Below are 18,633 nucleotides of genomic sequence, written 5' to 3'. Positions count from 1 at the left end.
ATCGGAAAGAATACGCGGATTTGCGCGCGGCTTGGTGCACATCCGGGCCGCGAATGACTATTGTCTCGCAAAACACCCGAGGCGCCGGGCAGGACGGATGAGCGATTCACGAAAAGGTAAGAACCGGCTGGTCGCGGACCGTCGGTATTCGGCGGCAAAGGCCAAGAAGCCCCAGTCGCGCAAACCCCAACCGCAGAAGCGGCGCCGAGCGGCGCCGCGACGCCGCCGCAACCCGATCGTTGCGCTGGTCTCGGGCCTCGTTCGCATGGTCCTGCGGGTAATCTGGCTGGTCACCTCGCGGGTGGCGCTGGTCGCGGGCATCCTGGTCGCGGCCTGGGTCGGCTACACCTATACCACCCTGCCCGCCGCCGAGACGCTGCTCGACGGGCGCGCCAAGGGCTCGGTGACGCTTTATGACCGCAACGGCGACGTCTACGCCTGGCGCGGCGACCAGTTCGGCGGCGTGGTCACCGCCGAGAGCGTCTCGCGCCATCTCAAGCACGCGGTCATCGCCACCGAGGACAAGCGCTTCTACTGGCACCTCGGCGTCTCGCCGCGCGGCATCGCTTCGGCGATCCGCATCAACCTGCGCGAGGGGCGCGGGCCGCTGCAGGGCCACGGCGGCTCGACCATCACCCAGCAGACCGCCAAGCTGCTCTGCCTCGGGGTGACCTACGACAAGTCGGTCTGGGAGACCGAGGCCGATTACATCGACGACTGCCGCGAGACCTCGATCGCGCGGAAGGCCCGTGAGGCGATCTACGCGCTCGCCATGGAGGCCAAGTACAGCAAGGACGAGATCCTCTCGATCTACCTCAACCGCGCCTACATGGGCGGCGGCGCCTATGGCGCCGAGGCCGCCTCGCAGCGCTATTTCTCCAAGCCCGCCGCGCTGGTCGAACCCTCCGAGGCGGCCATGCTCGCGGGGCTGCTGACCGCGCCCTCGGTGCTGGCGCCGACCAACGACCTGGCGCGGAGCCAGAACCGCGCCGAGGTGGTCATCGGGCTGATGGAGGAACAGGGCTACCTGACCTCCGCCGAGGCCAAAAGCGCGCGGGCCAATCCCGCCACCCTGTCGCAGGCGGCCGAGCGCCGCGACGGCGGCTATTTCGCCGACTGGATCATGGACACGCTGCCGCCCTTCGCCGATGTCTCCTCGCGTGAGGACGTGGAGATCACCACAACGCTCGACCCGCGGCTGCAGAACGCCGCAGAGGCGGCGATGAACAAGATCTTCGAGGAGAAGGTCCGCGAGGGTTCGGACGCCCAGGCGGCGATCGTGGTCATGTCCTCGGACGGGGCGGTGCGCGCCATGGTCGGCGGCCGCAAGACCGGCGTCTCGGGCGTCTTCAACCGCGCCACCCAGGCCAAGCGGCAGACCGGCTCGGCCTTCAAGCCCTTCGTCTATGCCACCGCGCTCGAACTGGGCTATTCGCCTTATGACACCGTGGTCGACGAGCCCTTCTGCATGAACATCCCCGGCTCCGGGGAATGGTGCCCGAAGAACTACAGCCGCGACTACGCCGGGCGGATGACCCTGGCCGAGGCGCTGAAACAGTCGCGCAACATCCCGGCGATCAAGATCTCCGAAAGCGTCGGCCGCGACCTGGTGCGCCAGGTGGCCAGCGACTTCGGCATCGATTCGCGCTTGATCGACACGCCCTCGCTGGCGCTTGGCGTCTCCGAGGCCTCGCTTCTGGAGATGACCGGCGCCTATGCGGGCATCCTGAACGGCGGCTCCTCGGTGAAGCCCTATGGCGTCAGCCAGCTGCGCTACCAGGGCGACGACGAGGCGCTGCTCGACAGCCAGGGCGGCATCGGCGAGCGGGTGATCCAGAAGGAGGCGGCGCAGCAGCTGGTCTTCATGATGGAGAAGGTGATCTCCGAAGGCACCGGCGGACGGGCGCAGATCGGCCGGCCCGCGGCGGGTAAGACCGGCACCTCGAACGAGCAGCGCGACGCCTGGTTCGTGGGCTTCAGCGCCGACTACGTGGCCGGCGTCTGGATGGGCTATGACGACAACACGCCGCTGACCGGGGTGACCGGCGGCGGTCTGCCGGCGGAGATCTGGCAGGAGACCATGGCCCGCGTGCACGAGGGCCTGCCGGTGCGCGAGCTGCCGATGACGGTGCCCGACCGACCCGAGCCGCAGGTGCAGCAGCAGCCCCAGCGCCAGCAGCAGCCGCAACGCCAGCGTCCGCAGGACCCGGTGGGCGCGGTGATCAACCAGGTGCTGCGCGACCTCTTCGGGAACTGAGCGGGCGGCGGCGGGTGGCGCTGCCTCTGCTGCGCCCGCGGCCCTCGCGGCCCTCGCGGCCCTCGCGGCCCCCGCGAGGGCGGTTTTTCCGCAACTCCCCCGCCGCAAACCCGCCGCGCGTAAATGGACAGGTAACCCGCCCTCGCCTAATCTTTTCCGGCACAACGGGATCACGGGCATGGCGCTGGCGCGGACTTCGGCACGGGCGGACCTGGGGCGCGCACGCCGGGGCGTGATGCGCGGCCTTCTCGCCGTGGCGATCTTCAGCGCCGTGGTGAACCTGCTGATGTTCACCGGTCCCCTCTACATGCTACAGGTCTACGACCGGGTGCTGGGCTCGGGCTCGGTGGAGACGCTGGTCGCGCTCTCGGCGCTGGCGCTGTTTCTCTACGGTGCCATGGGGCTGATCGACGCGCTGCGCGCCCGGGCGCTGGCGCGCATCGCCGCCAGCTTCCAGGCCCGGCTCGACCCGCATGCCTTCGACATCTCGCTGACCCCCGGCGCCCCGCGCGGCCCGGGCGCGCCCCCGGGGCCCGAGGCGCTCTCGGCCCTGACCCGCGGGCTGTCCTCCACCGCCGCGGCCTCGGTCTTCGACATTCCCTGGACGCCGTTTTTCCTCCTGGTCATCGCGCTGTTCCATCCCGCGCTCGGGCTCCTGGCGCTGGCGGGCGGCGCCGCGCTGATCCTGATCGCGCTGGCGCAGCGGCTCCTGACGCTCCGCCGCGAGGAAGCGGTGGCCGGCCTCCAGGCCCGCGCGCAGCGCATCGAACAGCAATCCCGGATGGAGGCCGAGGCGCTCTCCGCCCTCGGCATGCGCGCGGGCCTCGCGGCGCGCTGGCAGGCGCTGCGGGAGGCGGGCCTCGACGATCACGTGCGCCTGGCCGACCGGGTCGGCGGCTTCACCGCGCTCGCCCGGGCGATCCGGCTCCTCCTGCAATCGGCGATGCTGGGCCTCGGCGCCTATCTCGCCATCGCGGGCCTTGTCAGCCCCGGCGCGATGATCGCCGCCTCGATCCTCCTGGGCCGCGCGCTGGCCCCGATCGAGACGGTGATCGGCCAGTGGCGGCTCCTGGCCGGCGCGCTCACCGCCTGGAAATCCCTCGCGGGCGCGCTAGAGCACAGCGCCGAGCCGCCCGAACTGCTGGCCCTGCCCCGCCCCGAAGGCCGGCTCGAGGTGCAGGGCCTGACCGTCCTGCCCCCGGGCCAGGCGGTGCCCGCCCTGCGCGGCGTCAGCTTCTCCCTCGCCCCGGGCGAGGCCCTGGGCATCATCGGCCCCTCGGGCGCGGGCAAAAGCAGCCTCGCGCGGGCGCTGACCGGGCTCTGGCCCGCGCGGCTGGGCGAGATCCGCCTGGGCGCGGCCAAGCTCGACCGCTACCCGCCCGAGCGGCTGGGGCGGCTCTTGGGTTACCTGCCGCAGCGGGTGGCGCTCTTCGACGGCACACTGGCCGAGAACATCGCCCGGATGGAGCCCGACCCAGACCCCGAGGCGGTGCTGCGCGCCGCCCAGGCCGCCGGGGTGCACGAGATGATCCTGGCCCTGCCCGAGGGCTATGACACCCACGTCACCGCCCCGGGCGCGCCGCTCTCGGGCGGGCAGATCCAGCGGGTGGGCCTGGCCCGGGCGCTCTACGGCGACCCGGTGCTCCTGATCCTCGACGAGCCCGACGCGCATCTCGATCACCCCGGCGGCGCGGCGCTCAACACCGCGATCCGCGCGGTCAAGGCCATGGGCGGCGCGGCCGTGGTCATGGCGCATCGCCCCGCCGCCATCGCCGAATGCGACCACCTGCTCATGCTCGAGAACGGCCAGCGCGCCGCCTATGGCCCGCGCGAGGATGTGCTGCGCGCCCGCGTCGCCAACCACCGCAGCATCACCGGCGCGCCCGCAGGCGAACCCGGAGGCGCGCCATGACCTCCCGCCGCTATTCCCTGCGCGGCCCGATCCTCGGCGGGCTCCTGGTGCTGGCGGGGCTCACCGCGGGGCTCTTCGGCTGGGCCGCCACGGCGCAGATCGACGGCGCGGTCGTGGCCCCCGCGGTGATCGAGGTGGCCACCGACGAGATTGTCATCCAGCACCCCGAAGGCGGCGTCGTCGCCGCCGTCCCGGTCAGCGAAGGCGACCGGGTGCGCGCCGGGCAGCGCCTCCTGCAGCTCGACCCAACCCGCCTCGATGCCGAGATCGCCGAGGCCGACAGCCAGTATTTCGAACTGCTCGCCCGCCGCGCCCGGCTCGAGGGCGAACGCGACGGCGCCGCGGCGCCGGTCTTCGCCCCGGCGCTTACCGCCCGCGCGACCGCCGACCCCGACATCGCCGAGCTGATGGACGGCCAGGCCCGGCTTTTCGCGGCCCACCGCGAGACCCGCGCCCGCGAGGCCGAGGAGCGCCGCCTCCTCCAGGCCCGGCTCGCCGACGAGCTGCGCGCGCTCGAGACCGAGGCCCAGGGCGTCCGCGCCGAACGCGGGATCCTGCGCGAGGAACTGGCCGACCAGCAAAGCCTGCTCGACCAGGGGCTGGTGCAGATGACCCGGGTGCGCGCCCTGCAGCGCACCGCCGCCCAGCTCGACGCGCGGCTCGAGACGCTCTCGGCGCGGACCAGCGCCACCCGGCTCCGGGGCCAGGAGATCGCCGCCCAGGCTGCCCGGCAGGACGGCGAGCGCCGCGCCGACGTGATCGGCGCCCTGCGCGACATCCGGGCCGAGGCGCGGGTCCTCGCCGCGCGCCGCGCCGCGCTGACCGAGGACCGCCGCCGGCTCGAGATCGTCGCCCCGATCGGCGGCGTAGTGCATGACCTGCGCGTCACCGCCGCCCGCGCGGTGATCGGCCCGCGCGACCCGGTGATGACGCTGATCCCCCAGGACCAGGCCTTCCGCGTCATGGCCCAGGTCGACCCCTCCCAGATCGACCGGGTCTGGCCCGGCCAGCCGGTGACCCTGCGGCTGACCGCGCTCGACCAGCGCCGCACCCCGCGGATCGAAGGCGAGGTGCGCTGGGTCTCGGCCGATGCGCTGGTCGACCCGGGCAGCGGCCGCGCCTATTACCGCGCCGAGATCGGCTTTGCCGAGGGCGGCCTGCCCGCGGGCACCGGCCTGGTGCCCGGCATGCCGGTCGAGGCCTTCCTGCGCACCGGCGCGCGCACGCCGCTGGCCTATCTGCTCAAGCCGCTCACCGACTACATGACCCGCGCCTTTCGCGAGGCCTGAGCCGGGCATTGCCCCTTTCGCCGCGCCGCGCCCCGGTCTAGCGTCCTCGGAAACGACACCGGAGACGACCATGACCCAGACCTTCGAGGACCGCCTGGCCGACAAGGGCCTCGCCCTGCCCGAGGCCCCCGCCCCCGCGGCGAACTACGTGCCCTACGTGCAAAGCGGCACAACGCTTTATGTCTCGGGGCAGATCAGCCAGGACGCCTCGGGGCTGATCACCGGCAAGCTCGGCGCCGACCTCGAGGTCGCCGACGGCGCCCGGGCCGCCGAGCATTGCGCGCTCTCGCTCCTGGCGCAGGTCCGCGCGGCCTGCGGCGGCGACATGACCCGCCTTAAGCGGGTGGTGAAGCTGACCGGTTTCGTCAATTCCACGCCCGAGTTCACCGACCAGCCGAAGGTGGTGAACGGCGCCTCCGACCTCATGGTCGCGCTTCTCGGCGAGGCCGGGCGGCACGCGCGCTCGGCGGTCTCGGCCGCCGCCCTGCCCCTGGGCGTCGCGGTCGAGATCGAAGGCATCTTCGAAATCGGCTGACCCCATGCCGGCGCTGCCTCCCGCCTTTCTCGCCGCCCCCCTGGCGCATCGCGGCTACCACGCGCGCCGGCTCTCGCGCCCCGAGAACAGCCGCGCCGCCTGCATCGCCGCCATGGCCAAGGGCTACGGCATCGAGATCGACCTGCAGCTCTCGCGCGACGGCGAGGCCATGGTCTTTCACGACTACGACCTGGGGCGGCTGACCGGCATGTCCGGCGCCGTCCGCCAGCACAGCGCCACGGAGCTGGCCGAGATCCCGCTGGCCCACGGCAAGGAGACGATCCCGCGGCTCTCGGAGATCCTCGAGACGGTGGGGGGCCAGGTGCCGCTGCTGATTGAACTGAAGGACCAGGACGGCGCCATGGGCCCGGACGTGGGCGCCCTGGAAGAGGCCGCCGCCGCGGCGCTCCGGGGCTACGACGGGCCGGTGGCGCTGATGTCCTTCAACCCCCACAGCGTCGCCCGCTGCGCCGAACTGGCGCCCGAGATCCCGCGCGGGCTGACCACCTCGGCCTTCCGGCAGGCCGACTGGCCGATGCTGCCGGCCCCGGTGCGCGACCGGCTGGCGGGCATCCCCGACCTCGAGCGCACCGGCGCTTGCTTCATCAGCCACGACCGCCTGGACCTGACCTCCGACCGGGTGCGCGAGATCCGCGCGGCGGGCCTGCCGGTCCTCTGCTGGACCGTGCGCAGCCCCGAGGAAGAGGCCGAGGCCCGGCGCGGCGCGGACAATATCACCTTCGAGGGATATCCCGCTTGATCGCCCCGCCTTCGGGCCCAGATTGAGGGGCGAGAAGGGAAGCGCAGTCATGGACGACGGCCGGGCCGACCGCACGATTTCCATCACCATGTACCAGAGCCTGGGCGACATCGCGCCCGAGGCCTGGGATGCCTGCGCCTGCCCCGAGGCCGCCGACGGCGGGCGCCCGCACGACCCCTTCACCACCCACCGCTTCCTCTATGCGCTGGAGCAGTCGGGCTCGGTCGGGCCGGGCACCGGCTGGGACCCGCGCTACCTCGCCGCCGAGATCGACGGCATGCTGATCGGGGTCGCGCCGCTTTACGCCAAGGGCCACAGCCAGGGCGAATATATCTTCGACCACAACTGGGCCCATGCCTACGAGCGCGCGGGCGGGCGCTATTACCCCAAGCTGCAGATCGCCGTGCCCTTCACGCCGGCGACCGGGCGGCGGCTGCTCTGCCGCCCCGGCTTCGAGACCACCGCCTTTGGCGCGCTTCTGCAGGGGGCCGTGCAACTGGGCGCCGAGAACCAGCTCTCCTCGCTGCATGTGACCTTCTGCACCGAGGCCGAGGCCCGCGCGGGCGCCGAGATCGGCCTGCACCACCGGATCACCCAGCAATACCACTGGAAGAACCGCGGCTACGCGAGCTTCGAGGAGTTCCTGGCCTCGCTGTCGTCGCGCAAGCGCAAGACCCTGCGCAAGGAGCGGCGGCAGGCCCAGGACTTCGGCGGCAGGATCCACCAGCTCACCGGCGCGGCGATCCGCCCCGAGCACTGGGAGGCTTTCTGGACCTTCTACCAGGACACCGGCGCGCGGAAATGGGGCTCGCCCTATCTGACCCGCGCCTTCTTCGAGATCGCCCATGAGACCCTGCGCGACGACATCCTGCTGGTCATGGCCGAGCGCGACGGCGCCTATGTGGCGGGCGCGCTGAACGTGATCGGGCGCGAGGCGCTCTTCGGGCGCTACTGGGGCTGCACCGAACATCACCCCTGCCTGCATTTCGAGGCGTGTTATTATCAGGCCATCGACTTCGCGATTGCCCATGGCCTTGCTTCGGTCGAGGCCGGCGCCCAGGGCGAACACAAGCTCGCGCGCGGCTACATGCCGACCGAGACCCATTCGCTGCACTGGATCGCCGACGAGGGTTTTTCGGAGGCCATCGCGAACTACCTCGCCGCCGAGCGCCGCGCCGTGGAGGAGGACATCGAGGTCCTCACCGCCTACGGCCCGTTCCGCAAAGCACAACCAGAGGAGCAGGAATGACCGAGAAACTGAGCGATACCGGCCGCAAGACCGTGCTCGACCCGCTGTTCGAGACCGGCTGGCAGATGGCCGAGGGACGCGACGCGATCACCAAGACCTTCAAGTTCGACGATTTCGTCGCCGCCTTCGGCTGGATGACCCGCGCCGCCTTCTGGGCCGAGAAATGGGATCACCACCCGGAGTGGTCGAACGTCTACAACAGCGTGACGGTGACGCTGACGACCCATGACGTCGACGGGTTGTCGGCGCTCGACGCCAAGCTCGCGCGGAAGCTGGACGCGCTGTGAGGTTAGCCGGTGCCGGCCCGGGGCGGATCCTGCCCGGGGCCGGTGCTGTTTGGGCGCGCGCCTAGGGGAGCGCGCCCGGACCGCTTGGAGGCGGTCGCACCGTTGGAAAATCTGACTGACGGGTTCGACTAGGTCGCCTGTTTGACTGAGACCGCTTGGCCCGACCTGCCCGCGGGCAAACTCCGGCGCTCGTCACCGTCCCCGCAAATCCCGCCGCTCAGTCCGGCGAGAGCATGTAGCCCGCGCCGCGCACCGTCTGCAGGTAGCGCGGCTCCTTCGGGTTGACCTCGATCTTGCGGCGCAGACGCGTGATCTGCACGTCCACCGCACGCTCCTGGGCCTGGCCCTTGTCGCGGCCCAGGTCCTCGACAAGCTGGCTGCGCGACAGCGCCTCTCCGGGCGTCTTGGCGAAGATCCGCATGAGCTGGCTTTCGGTGGCGGTCAGCCGCACGGCCTCTTCGCCGCGCCACATCTCGCCGCGCTCCACGTCGTAGCGGATCGGCCCGAGCGAGATCACCTTGGGCTTCGACTGGTCGGGCTCCGGCTCGGGCATCCGCCGCAGGATCGCGTTGATCCGCAGCAGCAGCTCCTTGGGCTCGAAGGGCTTGGCGAGGTAGTCGTCGGCCCCGGCCTCGAGCCCGCGGATGCGGTCCTCGGTCTCGGAGCGGGCGGTGAGCAGGAGGATCGGCGTCTGCGCGCCCTCGCGGATGAAGCGCGTCAGGCTCACCCCGTCCTCGCCCGGCATCATCACGTCCAGCACGATCAGGTCGAAGTCGAGCCCCGTCAGGATGCGCCGCGCATGGCCCGCGTCGCGGGCGGCGCTGACCAGAAAGCCGTTGCGCATCAGGAACTTCTGCAACAGGCCGCGGATCCGTTCATCGTCGTCGACGATCAGCAGATGGGCGTCCGGGTCGCTCATCCTCTTCCCTCCCTCAGCGCGTTGTATTGCCGGCGCATCTCCGGGTCCATCATCGCTTCGAGCACGCGCTTGAACCCGGCGACGGCTTCGGGACCGGCATCGCGATAAGCCTTGCGCATCCGCGCCCGCTGCGCGTCCGACAGGGCCCGTTCCAGCGCCTCTCCCTTTTCGGTCAGGTAGAGGTGCCGCTCGCGCTTGTCCGACCGCCCCACCCGGCTCTCCACAAGACCGTCCCCGATCAAGGTGCGCAAGACACGGTTCAGCGATTGCTTTGTAACACCCAGAATTGACAGGAGATTGTTGACGTTGGTCCCGGGCGCGCCGTTGATGAAATGCAGCGCCCGGTGATGCGCGCGGCCATAGGCGTAATCGGCCAGGATGCGGTCGGGATCGGCGGTGAAGCCGCGATAGGCGAAGAACATCGCCTCGATGCCCTGGCGAAGCTGCTCGTCGGTCAGAAACAGCAGCGTCTCCCCGCCGCCGGCGCCGTGGTCCTGTTCGGCCATGCCTGTCCCTATCGTCTTTTGCCCGAGTTTAAGTCAGTCTTGTTGACATTCCAACCATGAACTGTTAGCGACTCGCAGTTTTTGGGATGCTTTATGTCCGCATCGGACGTAATCCGCGCAACAAATGCAAAAGCGAGAGGAGGTTCGCGATGACCGGAGCTTATGACGACCGCGACGGAAAGATCTGGTTGGACGGTCAAATCGTCGATTGGCGGTCGGCCAACGTGCATGTGCTGACCCACGGCCTGCACTATGCAAGCTCCGTCTTCGAGGGCGAACGCGCCTACAACGGCAAGATCTTCCTCAGCCGCCAGCATTCCGAGCGGCTGCATTACTCGGCCAATTGCCTCGACTTCGAGATCCCCTATTCCGTCGACGAGATCGAGGAGGCCAAGGCCAAGGTGCTCGAGGTCAACGGGCTGACCGACGCCTATGTCCGCGCGCTGGCCTGGCGCGGCGTCGGCGAGGACATGGGTGTCGCCTCGCGCAAGAACCCCGTGCGGCTGGCCATCGCGGCCTGGGAATGGGGCAGCTACTACGGCGACGCCAAGATGAAGGGCGCCAAGCTCGACATCTCCAAGTGGAAGCGCCCCTCGCCCGAGACGATCCCGGTGCACGCCAAGGCCGCGGGGCTCTACATGATCTGCACCACCTCGAAGCACGAGGCCGAGAACAAGGGCTGTTCCGACGCGCTCTTCATGGATTACCGCGGCTATGTGGCCGAGGCGACCGGCGCCAACATCTTCTTCGTCAAGGACGGCGAGGTGCACACGCCCCTGCCCGACTGCTTCCTCAACGGGCTGACCCGGCAGACGGTGATCTCGATGCTCGAGGAGCGCAACGTCAAGGTCCACGAGCGCCACATCCTGCCCGAGGAGCTGGAAAGCTTCGAGCAGTGCTGGCTGACCGGCACCGCCGCCGAGGTCACCCCGGTCGGCCAGATCGGCGAGTACACCTTTGAGGTCGGCGCGCTGGCCCGCGAGATCGCCCAGGCCTACGAGGACAAGGTCCGGGCCTGATCGGCCTGATCGTCTTGTCTTTCCGCGCGCCCCCGGCCTAGGGTCGCGCGGATTGCGCCCGCACCCCCGCGTGCGGGCGTTTTGCGTGACAGGCCAAAGGGGACAGCCATGCTCGAGACGCTCGATCTTCAAACGCTTCTGACGCTGGCAGGCGTCGCCGCGGCGGCCGGTGTGGTCGGCGGCGTTCTGGCGGGGCTTTTGGGGGTCGGCGGCGGCATCGTGATCGTCCCGGCGCTCTATGTGGCGCTGTCGCTGACCGAGATGGACCCGGCGCTGACCATGCAGGTCGCGGTGGGCACCTCGCTGGCGACCATCGTCTTCACCTCGCTCTCCTCGGGCTGGGGGCATTACCGCAAGGGCTCGATCGACTTCGCGGTGCTGAAGCTCTGGGCCCCGGCGATCCTCGTGGGCGTCTTCGCCGGCGGTATCCTCGGCGGGCTGGTCTCGGGCTACGCGCTGATCGCGGTCTTCACGGTGGTGGCGCTTCTGGTGGCCGCCGACATGATCCTGCGCAAACCCAGCGCCGATCCCAACCCGCGCAGCTTCTCCAAGCCGGTCTGGGCCGGGCTCGGCGTGGTCGCAGGCGCGGTCTCGGCGATGATGGGCATCGGCGGCGGCACGGTCTGCGTGCCGCTTCTGAACTTCCTGGGCTACGACATCCGCAAGGCGGTGGGCACCTCTGCGGCGATCGGCTTCATCATCGGCCTGCCCGGGGCGCTGATCTACATGGTCACCGGCTTCGGCGCCGAGGGGCTGCCGCCCTTTTCGCTGGGCTTCGTGAACCTGTTCCTGGCGGCGGTGATCATCCCGCTCTCGACCAGCTTCGCGCGGGTCGGGGTGATGATCGCCCATGCCATCCCGCGCCGGGCGCTGCGGCTGGCCTTCGGGCTGTTCCTCCTGGCGACCGCGCTGCGCATGGGCTCGGACCTGGTGGCGGGCCTGGGCTGAGGGGCCCCTGCCGGGCGGCTCACCTGTTGGAGTGGGGCGGTGCCCTCGCCTGACGCCGGGCCGCGCGGCGCACCTGTTGAAGCGGGGCCGGGCTCGGCTCTGACGCGGGGCCGCGCGGCACTCTAAGGCCCGCGCCTCAGGCCGCGATCTCCCGGTAGTCCCGTCCGCTCTCCACCGTGACCCCCATCTCGCGCAGCGCCGCCATGGCCGCCGCGGCCTTGGGGCCCGGCCCCTTGCCGGGCTCGCGCAGGATCACCCGCGCGACGCGCCCGGGGTGGCGCTCGGCGGCGGCGCGGTAGACCTGCGGGTCGTGCTGGCCGGTGTCGCCCACCAGCACGAAGCGCGTCTCGGGCAGGGCCGCCATCAGCACGTCGATCGAGGCGCCCTTGTGGTCGCCATGGGTGCCCGAGATGAACTGCGTGCGCGACAGCCCCAGGTCGCGCAGGAAGACCGGCGCCTTGGGCAGGTCGTGCCGCTGGAAGATCCGGCGCAGGAAGAAATGCAGGTTCCACGGCGAGGAGGAGACGAAGAAGATCGGCGCCCCCGCCGCCTCGAAGCCCCGCATCAGCGCCACGGCGTCGGGGAAGACATGCCGGGTCAGCGCATTGCCGGTGAGCGAGGTCCAGAGGTTGCGCAGCAGCGAATAGGCCCCGGTCTCCAGCACCGTGTCGTCGATGTCCGAGATCACCGCCAGCGGCGTCTCCGGCGCGGCGATCAGCGCCTCGAGCTCCTGGCTCTCGCCCGCCTCGACCTGGGCGGTGATCCTGCACCAGCCCGGCGCCTCGCTGCCGTCGCGCGGCAGGTGCAGGTCGAAATAGCCCTCTTCGTCGGTCTGCGCCTCGGCGGCGCCCGCGGAGACCCGCACGTCGGCGACCTCGCGGGTGAGGAACAGCGACACCATCTGCCGCAGGTTGGTCCACCAGGAGCCCTCGGGGGAGGGCGCGGTGCGCCGCAGCGCGGTCAGAACGCGGCCCCGGAAGATGATTTCCTCCGGGGTCGCATAGCCAAGATAGGGATCGATCACGAGCCCCTCGGTCCGCCGCTTCGGGCGGAGCCGGTCGAGCCCGCGCTCGACCGGGTGCAGGACCCGTGCGAGCGCCGCCTTCACGGGATCAGCTCGGGCTGAGGCCGCGCAGGCGCTCCGACCGGCGGCGCAGCACCTCGACCGTCGAGAGCAGCGCGATGGAGATGCAGACCAGGATCGTCGCCGCCGCCAGGATGGTCGGCGAGATCTGCTCGCGCAGGCCGGTGAACATCTGCCAGGGCAGCGTCTGCAGCTCGGCCGAGCCGATGAAGATCACCACGACCACCTCGTCGAAAGAGGTGATGAAGGCGAACAGGCCGCCCGAGATCACGCCGGGCAGGATCAGCGGCATCTGCACCTTGAAGAAGGTCCGCACCGGGTTCGCCCCGAGGTTGGCCGAGGCCCGCACCAGGCTCTTGTCGAAACCGACGAGCGTCGCGGTCACGGTGATGATCACGAAGGGAATGCCCAGCACCGCATGCGCCAGCACCACGCCCCAGTAGGTCCCGACGATGCCGATCTTCGAGTAGAAGAAATACATCCCCGTGGCCGAGATGATCAGCGGCACGATCATCGGCGAGATCAGGATCGCCATGATCGCCTGCCGCCCGGGCACATGGCTCTGGCTGAGGCCGATGGCCGCCAGCGTGCCCAGGGTCACCGACAGGAGCGTCGCCACCGGCGCCACCGTCACCGAGTTCCAGACCGCGTTGGTCCATTCGGTGTTGGTCAGGAAGTCGCGGTAGTGCTTGAGGCTGTAGCCCTCGGGGTCGAGGCGCAGCATCTCGGGGGTGAAGGTGAAGAAGTCCTCGGCGTTGAAGGACAAGGGCATCACCACGAGGATCGGCGTGATCAGGAAGACCAGGATCGCCCCGCAGATCACCCGGAAGCTGTAGTGCCAGAGGATCTGCCCGCCGGTCAGATAGGGCGGCAGGAACTCGCGGTAGCGGCGCCGGCCGATCCAGTAGACGAACCAGCCCAGGAACCAGGCGAAGAGACCCAGCACGATCAGCCCGGCGAGCCCGCCGAAGAGGTAGCCCGCGACCAGGAAGAGGACGATCAGCCCCCATTTGAAGCCGCGCTCCATCTCGTTGCCGAGCACCTTCATGGCCAGCACCGCCAGGGCGCCGCAGATCACCCCGCCGGCGACCACGCCCAGCAGGCCCGAGCCCTGGGCGGTGCCGACGAAGAGCCCGAAGAGGGCCCCCGCGGCGGCGATCACGCCGGTGGTGAATCCCAGAGGCTGGGTTTTCGCGTCGGTCAGAACAACATCGTTCATGGCGTCAGCCTCCGAGCTTCACGTTGTCGATGCCCACGATCCGGTCGTAGGCCCAGTAGAGCACCAGCACGACCACCAGGAGGATCGAACCAAGCGCCGCGGCCAGGCCCCAGTTGAGCGAGGACGAGATGTGGTAGGCGATCCGGTTCGAGATGAATGTGCCGGTGGTGCCGCCGACGATCTCGGGGGTGATGTAGTAGCCGATGGCCAGGATGAAGACGAGGATCGACCCCGCCCCGATGCCCGGCACCGACTGCGGGAAGTAGACCCTTCGGAAGGCGGTGATATTGGTGGCGCCGAGCGATTTCGCCGCCCGCACGTAGGACGGCGGGATCGTCGACATCACCGAATACATCGGCAGGATCATGAAGGGCAGCAGGATGTGGGTCATCGCCACGATCGTGCCGAACTGGTTGTTGATCATCACCAGCCGCGAGCCGTCGCCGACGAGGCCCAGCCACACGAGCACGTCGTTAATCACGCCCTGCTGCTGCAGCATGACTTTCCAGGCCGAGGTGCGCACCAGGAGCGAGGTCCAGAACGGCAGGAGCACCAGGATCATCAGGAGGTTCGCGCTGCGCGCCGGCAAGGTCGACAGGAGGTAGGCCACCGGGTAGCCCAGCATGATGCAGCTGAAGGTGATGACCAGTGACATGAAGAGCGTGCGCTGGAACAGGAGCCCGTAGATCCGCTCGTCCGCGTCGCGCAGCGCCGGGCCGTCGGCGGTCTTCTGCATGTCGACGGCGTTCAGGAAGTAGCCCGAGGTGTAATCGGGCGAATACATCTGCAGGGTCGTCCAGGTCTCGGTGCTGCCCCAGTCCTCGTCGATCTCGAGCAGGCCCTCCTTGAAGGTGACGCTCTCGAAACCGCCGACCGCCGCATCGGCGGCCTGGAGAAGGTCCGCCTGCGGGCCGTCGTAGCTCGCGACGTCGGCCTCCATCAGGTCGTAGTAGAGCGCGGTATGCACCAGCCCCCAGGGTTCCTCGTCGAGCGGGCTGTCCTCGTCCTCGACCTGGGCGAAACGCGCGAAAGTCTCATAGGTGGAGGCGGCGCGCGGCAGCACGTCCTCGATGCCATCGCGAAGCTGGAAGCGCGGCATCTGGCCCTCGTCCTCGGCGGCGTCGAAGGCTTCCTGCTCGGCGATCCACTCGGGATCGCCCATCAACTCGGCCCAGGGCCGGCCCTCGTCCCAGGCCTCGTCCAGGTCCTCGAACTGGTCGAGGTAGATGTCGGAGACATCGTCGAGGCTGCGGCCCGAGCGGCGGAACAGCGAGGACATGCCGGTCTGCTCGTAGTTGAGGCGGGTGCCGAGCCGGGTGTGTTCCTTGCGGGCCTCGGCGATGAAGAGGTCGTAGAAAAGCCCCTCGTAGACCCGCTCCTCGGGCAGATCGCCCGAGGTGCTGTCCCAGTCGGCCAGCGCGCGGGTGGTGCGCGGCAGCGTCTCCGAGACGATCTGGTTCTCGACCGAGCGGAACAGCATGTCGCCGATCGGCGCGATGAAGGTCACCAGGACGAAGATCAGCAAGGGCGCGATCAGCATCAGCGCGCGCATCTTCTGCACCCGGAGCGACCGCGCGAGCGATCGCTTCAACGGCGTGCCGTCGGCGGCCAGCATCGGGCCGTCGTCGCGGTCGGCGGCGGCGGCCGCACGCATGGCGTTGTCGGGCGTCGGGCCCTCGATCTTGTCCGGATCGGTGCTGGCGTCGCTCATGGCTCAGACCCCTTCTGCGAGGATGATCGTGCTTTGGGCGGTGCGCCGACGGATTTCGGCCACCTCCTGGTAGGCGGGATCGTGATAGGCCCGCCGGGCGGCGGCGAAATCGTCGAACTCGACCACCACGTGGCGGTCATGGGCGGCGCCCTCGACCACCTCTCCGGTGCCGCCGCGGACCACGAAGCGTCCGCCGAGCCCCTCGAGGATGGGTGTGTCGCGCTCCACGTATTCACGGTAGGCCTCGGGGTCCTCCACCGTGATATGCGCGATGATATAGCCCTTGGGCATCGTCGCTATCCGTCCCTGTCGCGGCAGGTTGCGCCGCTTGTCTTTGTTCTTTGGAGGACACCGGGGCGGAGGACCGCCCCGGTGCAAGATGTCAGGCCTCAGGCCTTATTGCGCGAGCCACGCCTGGAACTTGGCGTCGATGTCGTCGCGGTAGTCGGCCCAGAACTCGTAGTTGTAGAGGAAGGTGTTCTGAGCGTTGTTCGGATCGGTCGGCATGTGCGGCGCCATCTCGATGCCGAGTTCGGCGTGCTGGCCGACCAGCGGTGCCGAGCTCTCACGTGCCGGGCCGTAGGAGATGTACTTGGCCTGATCCGCCAGACGCTGGGTGTCGGTGGCGAAGCTCAGGAAGTCCATCACGCGGGCCAGACGATCCTCGGGCAGATCCGCGGGCACGATCCAGCCGTCCAGGTCGAAGACCTGTGCGTCCCACATCATGCCGACCGGCTGGTCCTGCTCCTCGATGACCGAGAAGAGACGGCCGTTGTAGGTCGAGCCCATGAAGATCTCGCCGTCCGCCAGCAGCTGCGGCGTGTCCGCGCCGGCCGACCACCAGATCACCTCGTCCTTGATCTCGCCGAGCTTGGCGAGCGCCTGATCCTGGCCTTCTTCGGTGGCCAGCACGTCATAGACCTCTTCCTTGGCGACGCCGTCGCAGAGCAGGGCCCATTCCATGTTGTTGATCGGACGCTTCTCGAGCGCGCGCTTGCCCGGGTAGGTCTCGAGGTCCCAGACGTCGCAGATGTCGTTCGGTGCCTCGGCGCCTTCCGGCACCATGTCGGTGCGGTAGCCGAAGGTGGTCGAATAGACGATCTGCGGGATGAAGCAGTCGGAGACGATCAGGTCGCCGAAGTCATCCGAAGCCTCGGTGCCGTCGGGCGCGGCGGCCAGCGACTCGTCGTGGTCGATCTCCATCGCCAGGCCCTCGTCGCACAGACGGATGGCGTCGGCGGCCACCACGTCCACGAGGTCCCAGGTCACGTTGCCGGCTTCGTTCATGGCGCGCAGCTTGGCCACGGCCTCGGCCGAGCTTTCGTCCCAGCTGATCGAGACGTCGGAGTTGTTTTCGAGATAGGGCTCGACATACGCCTTCTGCTGCGAGGCCTGATAGGCGCCGCCCCAGCTCACGAGCGTCATCGAATCCGCCATCTCGGCATGTGCAGCGGCGTAGACCGTGCCCGCCGCAGCGACGGTCAGCGCCGTCGTTGCCATCAATGTCTTCGAGAACTTCATTACGATCTCCCTAGTTGCCCGTTTTTGGGTTTCGAGGGGCCCGCGTCACGGGTCGGACGTTCGGACCCTCATTGCATCCCCGCCGCGCCGCCCGGCGCCCGAGGGCGGTGCGGGCGGCGCGGCGGGGTATTCCGCATCACGCGTCGAGCGCGCGGCAATCCTCGGCCAGCCAGCCGATCTCGAGCTCCTCGCCGGGGATCAGGCGCCGCTGGTCGGGGGCGTTCCGGGTCTTGATGATGAAATCCTCGTTGCCCGCGACCGAGACGCGGGTGCGGAAGATGTCACCCATGTAGATGAATTCCTTGACCGTGGCCTTCAGCAGGTGGGCGCCCTCCTGCAGGCGCTCCTTGTTGAATTCCACGCGCTCGGGCCGGATCGAGACCTTGGTGCGCTCGCCCTTGGCCGAGACGTTGACCGGCAGCGCGTCGATGATCTCGCCGCTGTCGAGCTTGATCGTGCAGTTGTTGCCGCTGATCTCCTCGATCACGCCCTCGAGCGTGTTGTTCTCGCCGATGAACTGCGCGACGAAGCTGTTCTGCGGCTTCTCGTAGAGCTCGTCCGGCGGCGCCAGCTGCTGGATGCGGCCGTCGTCGAAGACCGCCACGCGGTCCGACATGGTCAGCGCCTCGGTCTGGTCGTGGGTCACATAGACCACGGTGATGCCGAGCTGGTGCGCGAGGTTGGTGATCTCGAACTGCAGGTTCTCGCGCAGCTGTTTGTCGAGCGCGCCGAGCGGCTCGTCCATCAGGACCAGCTCGGGCTCGAAGACCAGCGCCCGGGCGAGCGCGATCCGCTGCTGCTGACCGCCCGAAAGCTGCGCCGGACGGCGGCTCGCGAAGGCGCGCATCTGCACCATGTCGAGGGCGCGGTTGATCTTCTCCTCGCGCTCGCTTTTCGACATGCCGCGCACCTCGAGCGGGAAGGCCAGGTTCTCGGCCACCGACATATGCGGGAACAGCGCATAGTTCTGGAACACCATGCCGATCCCGCGCTTGTGCGGCGGGATGTTGTTGATCGGCTTGCCGTCCAGCTTGATCTCGCCGTGGGTGGCGGTCTCGAAGCCCGCAAGCATCATCAGGCAGGTGGTTTTCCCCGATCCCGAGGGCCCGAGCATCGTCAGGAACTCGCCCTTGGGCATCGCGAGGTTGAGGTCTTTCACGACGAGCGTTTCCCCGTCGTAGCTCTTTTGCACTCGTTCAAAGGCGACGAATGCGTCGCTAGCGGCCGTCTGCGCCAAATCTCCGGCTCCCCCTGTGCGTATCTCCGCGGATTATGGTTCCGCGCGTATTGAGCAAACTAAATAGGGTGAGGACTGTCGTTGCAACATTCTTGGACGCCCCCCAGGTCAGTTTTGCGCGATGAAGTCGCTTTCCGCCCTTATCGCTAGGCATTCGATGCGTTTGGCCCGGCATTTGGC

At 69.2% G+C, this 18,633-nt stretch carries 17 protein-coding genes; 9 read left to right on the top strand and 8 right to left on the bottom strand.

Features of this window, described 5'->3' with window-relative positions; genetic code table 11:
* Positions 1-97: 97 nt before the first annotated feature.
* The 7 genes from LR948_RS09170 (at position 98) to LR948_RS09140 (ending at position 8,289) form a co-directional block, all read left to right on the top strand.
* Positions 98-2,257: a transglycosylase domain-containing protein gene (locus LR948_RS09170; RefSeq protein WP_232753706.1), complete on the top strand. Its 2,160-nt coding sequence runs from the start codon at positions 98-100 to the stop codon at positions 2,255-2,257.
* 178 nt (positions 2,258-2,435) lie between these two features.
* Complete coding sequence (locus LR948_RS09165) at positions 2,436-4,169, top strand: type I secretion system permease/ATPase (RefSeq protein WP_232753705.1); 1,734 nt, start codon at positions 2,436-2,438, stop codon at positions 4,167-4,169.
* The gene (locus tag LR948_RS09160; RefSeq protein ID WP_232753704.1) at positions 4,166-5,458 is read left to right on the top strand and encodes an HlyD family type I secretion periplasmic adaptor subunit; all 1,293 of its coding nucleotides are present in this window, start codon (positions 4,166-4,168) and stop codon (positions 5,456-5,458) included. Before LR948_RS09165 ends, LR948_RS09160 begins: the two co-directional genes overlap by 4 nt.
* Positions 5,459-5,528: 70 nt before the next feature.
* Positions 5,529-5,993, top strand: a complete 465-nt coding sequence (locus tag LR948_RS09155; RefSeq protein WP_232753703.1) for a RidA family protein — start codon at positions 5,529-5,531, stop codon at positions 5,991-5,993.
* A 4-nt stretch (positions 5,994-5,997) separates the two neighbouring features.
* Positions 5,998-6,753 carry a glycerophosphodiester phosphodiesterase family protein gene (locus tag LR948_RS09150; protein WP_232753702.1) on the top strand — a complete coding sequence of 252 codons (756 nt, stop codon included), beginning with the start codon at positions 5,998-6,000 and terminating at the stop codon, positions 6,751-6,753.
* Between the two features lie 88 nt (positions 6,754-6,841).
* The gene (locus LR948_RS09145; RefSeq protein ID WP_232753903.1) at positions 6,842-8,002 is read left to right on the top strand and encodes a GNAT family N-acetyltransferase; all 1,161 of its coding nucleotides are present in this window, start codon (positions 6,842-6,844) and stop codon (positions 8,000-8,002) included.
* The gene (locus LR948_RS09140) at positions 7,999-8,289 is read left to right on the top strand and encodes a 4a-hydroxytetrahydrobiopterin dehydratase (RefSeq protein ID WP_232753701.1); all 291 of its coding nucleotides are present in this window, start codon (positions 7,999-8,001) and stop codon (positions 8,287-8,289) included. Before LR948_RS09145 ends, LR948_RS09140 begins: the two co-directional genes overlap by 4 nt.
* Before the next feature lie 217 nt (positions 8,290-8,506).
* On the opposite strand, the gene LR948_RS09135 is transcribed toward LR948_RS09140, so the two are convergent.
* Both LR948_RS09135 and LR948_RS09130 read right to left on the bottom strand, forming a co-directional pair.
* Entirely contained in the window at positions 8,507-9,208 is a 702-nt protein-coding gene (locus tag LR948_RS09135; RefSeq protein ID WP_232753700.1) for a response regulator, read from the bottom strand.
* Positions 9,205-9,714, bottom strand: coding sequence for a MarR family winged helix-turn-helix transcriptional regulator (locus tag LR948_RS09130; RefSeq protein WP_232753699.1), 510 nt, complete (start codon positions 9,712-9,714; stop codon positions 9,205-9,207). Before LR948_RS09130 ends, LR948_RS09135 begins: the two co-directional genes overlap by 4 nt.
* 149 nt (positions 9,715-9,863) lie before the next feature.
* Here LR948_RS09130 and LR948_RS09125 point away from each other — a divergent pair, with 149 nt between their 5' ends.
* Both LR948_RS09125 and LR948_RS09120 read left to right on the top strand, forming a co-directional pair.
* Complete coding sequence (locus LR948_RS09125; RefSeq protein WP_232753698.1) at positions 9,864-10,733, top strand: branched-chain amino acid aminotransferase; 870 nt, start codon at positions 9,864-9,866, stop codon at positions 10,731-10,733.
* Positions 10,734-10,841: 108 nt separating this feature from the next.
* Positions 10,842-11,681, top strand: coding sequence for a sulfite exporter TauE/SafE family protein (locus tag LR948_RS09120; RefSeq protein WP_232753697.1), 840 nt, complete (start codon positions 10,842-10,844; stop codon positions 11,679-11,681).
* A 136-nt stretch (positions 11,682-11,817) separates the two neighbouring features.
* Here LR948_RS09120 and LR948_RS19010 read toward each other — a convergent pair whose 3' ends face one another.
* From LR948_RS19010 to LR948_RS09090, 6 genes are all read right to left on the bottom strand, one after another.
* Positions 11,818-12,789 (bottom strand): phosphatase domain-containing protein, encoded by a 972-nt coding sequence (locus LR948_RS19010; protein WP_232753696.1) that lies wholly within the window; start codon positions 12,787-12,789, stop codon positions 11,818-11,820.
* Between the two features lie 4 nt (positions 12,790-12,793).
* Positions 12,794-13,984 carry an ABC transporter permease gene (locus LR948_RS09110; RefSeq protein ID WP_232753695.1) on the bottom strand — a complete coding sequence of 397 codons (1,191 nt, stop codon included), beginning with the start codon at positions 13,982-13,984 and terminating at the stop codon, positions 12,794-12,796.
* A gap of 4 nt (positions 13,985-13,988) precedes the next feature.
* The gene (locus LR948_RS09105; RefSeq protein ID WP_232753694.1) at positions 13,989-15,695 is read right to left on the bottom strand and encodes an ABC transporter permease; all 1,707 of its coding nucleotides are present in this window, start codon (positions 15,693-15,695) and stop codon (positions 13,989-13,991) included.
* Between the two features lie 3 nt (positions 15,696-15,698).
* Positions 15,699-15,986: a DUF1330 domain-containing protein gene (locus LR948_RS09100; protein WP_232753693.1), complete on the bottom strand. Its 288-nt coding sequence runs from the start codon at positions 15,984-15,986 to the stop codon at positions 15,699-15,701.
* A 105-nt stretch (positions 15,987-16,091) separates the two neighbouring features.
* The gene (locus tag LR948_RS09095) at positions 16,092-17,216 is read right to left on the bottom strand and encodes an extracellular solute-binding protein (RefSeq protein ID WP_232753692.1); all 1,125 of its coding nucleotides are present in this window, start codon (positions 17,214-17,216) and stop codon (positions 16,092-16,094) included.
* Between the two features lie 136 nt (positions 17,217-17,352).
* Positions 17,353-18,453 carry an ABC transporter ATP-binding protein gene (locus LR948_RS09090; RefSeq protein ID WP_232753691.1) on the bottom strand — a complete coding sequence of 367 codons (1,101 nt, stop codon included), beginning with the start codon at positions 18,451-18,453 and terminating at the stop codon, positions 17,353-17,355.
* Positions 18,454-18,633 lie beyond the last annotated feature (180 nt).

It is taken from the genome of Roseivivax sp. GX 12232 (genome assembly GCF_021272185.1).
In the GTDB taxonomy this organism is placed as follows: Bacteria; Pseudomonadota; Alphaproteobacteria; order Rhodobacterales; family Rhodobacteraceae; genus Roseivivax.
This window is presented reverse-complemented; position numbering and strand designations above follow the sequence as displayed.

Coding starts and splice junctions, on each gene's coding strand:
- LR948_RS09140 (WP_232753701.1), top strand. CDS start 7,999: ATGACCGAGAAACTGAGCGATACCGGCCGCAAGACCGTGCTCGACCCG.
- LR948_RS09145 (WP_232753903.1), top strand. CDS start 6,842: ATGTACCAGAGCCTGGGCGACATCGCGCCCGAGGCCTGGGATGCCTGC.
- LR948_RS09110 (WP_232753695.1), bottom strand. CDS start 13,984: ATGAACGATGTTGTTCTGACCGACGCGAAAACCCAGCCTCTGGGATTC.
- LR948_RS09150 (WP_232753702.1), top strand. CDS start 5,998: ATGCCGGCGCTGCCTCCCGCCTTTCTCGCCGCCCCCCTGGCGCATCGC.
- LR948_RS09135 (WP_232753700.1), bottom strand. CDS start 9,208: ATGAGCGACCCGGACGCCCATCTGCTGATCGTCGACGACGATGAACGG.
- LR948_RS09100 (WP_232753693.1), bottom strand. CDS start 15,986: ATGCCCAAGGGCTATATCATCGCGCATATCACGGTGGAGGACCCCGAG.
- LR948_RS09120 (WP_232753697.1), top strand. CDS start 10,842: ATGCTCGAGACGCTCGATCTTCAAACGCTTCTGACGCTGGCAGGCGTC.
- LR948_RS09125 (WP_232753698.1), top strand. CDS start 9,864: ATGACCGGAGCTTATGACGACCGCGACGGAAAGATCTGGTTGGACGGT.
- LR948_RS09170 (WP_232753706.1), top strand. CDS start 98: ATGAGCGATTCACGAAAAGGTAAGAACCGGCTGGTCGCGGACCGTCGG.
- LR948_RS09155 (WP_232753703.1), top strand. CDS start 5,529: ATGACCCAGACCTTCGAGGACCGCCTGGCCGACAAGGGCCTCGCCCTG.
- LR948_RS09105 (WP_232753694.1), bottom strand. CDS start 15,695: ATGAGCGACGCCAGCACCGATCCGGACAAGATCGAGGGCCCGACGCCC.
- LR948_RS09095 (WP_232753692.1), bottom strand. CDS start 17,216: ATGAAGTTCTCGAAGACATTGATGGCAACGACGGCGCTGACCGTCGCT.
- LR948_RS09165 (WP_232753705.1), top strand. CDS start 2,436: ATGGCGCTGGCGCGGACTTCGGCACGGGCGGACCTGGGGCGCGCACGC.
- LR948_RS09160 (WP_232753704.1), top strand. CDS start 4,166: ATGACCTCCCGCCGCTATTCCCTGCGCGGCCCGATCCTCGGCGGGCTC.
- LR948_RS09130 (WP_232753699.1), bottom strand. CDS start 9,714: ATGGCCGAACAGGACCACGGCGCCGGCGGCGGGGAGACGCTGCTGTTT.